This window comes from Stenotrophomonas sp. PS02297, from assembly GCF_029959705.1.
Lineage (GTDB): Bacteria > Pseudomonadota > Gammaproteobacteria > Xanthomonadales > Xanthomonadaceae > Stenotrophomonas > Stenotrophomonas nitritireducens.
In genome coordinates this window covers 1-1,083 of record NZ_JASCOS010000241.1, presented here as the reverse complement: position 1 = coordinate 1,083, position 1,083 = coordinate 1, and the positions used below count along the sequence as shown (strand labels likewise).

Annotated in this window: 1 protein-coding gene and 1 pseudogene; both read left to right on the top strand. The window is 73.2% G+C overall.

Features of this window, described 5'->3' with window-relative positions:
• On the top strand, positions 1-674 hold a 674-nt coding region (locus tag QMX80_RS19185), incomplete at its 5' end, for a TetR/AcrR family transcriptional regulator (protein ID WP_282278766.1).
• A pseudogene (locus QMX80_RS19180) lies at positions 667-1,083 on the top strand (hemolysin secretion protein D); the annotation flags it as partial. The gene QMX80_RS19185 and the pseudogene QMX80_RS19180, both read left to right, overlap by 8 nt.

Here is a 1,083-nt window from a genome sequence, read left to right as displayed (position 1 = left end):
CGGCAACCCCGGCGGGGCCGGCGGCCCGCCCCCCGCGCAAGCCCACACCGGGCCGGCGGCCCACGGCCGACGCCATCGACCTGCGCGAGCGGCTGCTGGATGCGGCGCTGGCCTGCTTCGCCGCACAGGGCATCGGCGCGACCTCGCTGCGCGACATCGCCCGCCGCGCCGGGGTGACGCCGGCCCTGGTCCACTACTACTACGGCGACAAACTGCAGCTGCAGCAGGCGGTGGTGGCTGAACGGCTCTGGCCGGTGATGGCGCAGGTGCATGCGGGAATGGGCGAGGCGGACGACGACGTGGCCGCCATGGTGACCCGCTTCGTCGCCGGCATCACGCATGTCGTGGCGGCCCATCCGTGGCTGCCGACGCTGTGGGTGCGGGAAATCCTCTGCGAGGGTGGCGCCCTGCGTGGTGTGATGATCGAACGCATCGGGCCGTTGCTGCCACACCTGCTGGTGGAGCGTTTCGCCGCCGCGCAGCGCGCCGGGCGGCTCAACCCTGGACTGGATCCGCGGTTGATGGTGGTGTCGATGGTGGGGCTGACGATGTTCCCGCTGGCCAGTGCGCCGATCTGGCAGCAGCTGTTCGGCGCAGGAGAACTGGGAGCCGATGCGGTGCAGCGGCATGCCTTGGCGTTGTTGACGCACGGACTGGAGCTGGGACATGAATGATCGAGGCATTGCCGGCGCGTTGCTGCTGGCGTTGGCGCTGGCCGGCTGTTCGCGGCAGGCGCCGCAGGCGCTGGGCACGCTGGAATGGGACCGGGTGACGGTGCCGGCGCCGGTGTCCGAGCGCATCGTGCGCATCGACGTGCGCGAAGGCGAGCAGGTCGTCGCCGGTGCGCCACTGATGCAGCTCGAGCCGGCCCAGACCCGCTCGCAGCTGGAGGCGCTGCGGGCGCAGGAGGCGCAGAGCGGGGCGGCGCTTCTGGAGCTGCGCCATGGGCCGCGTGCGGAAGACATCGCCCAGGCCCGCGCCGCGCTGGCCGCCGCGCAGGCGCAGGCGCGGGAGGCGCAGGCCTATCACGCGCGCCTGCAGCCCCTGGCCCAGCGCCAGCTGGTGGCGGCGGCGGAGCTGGAT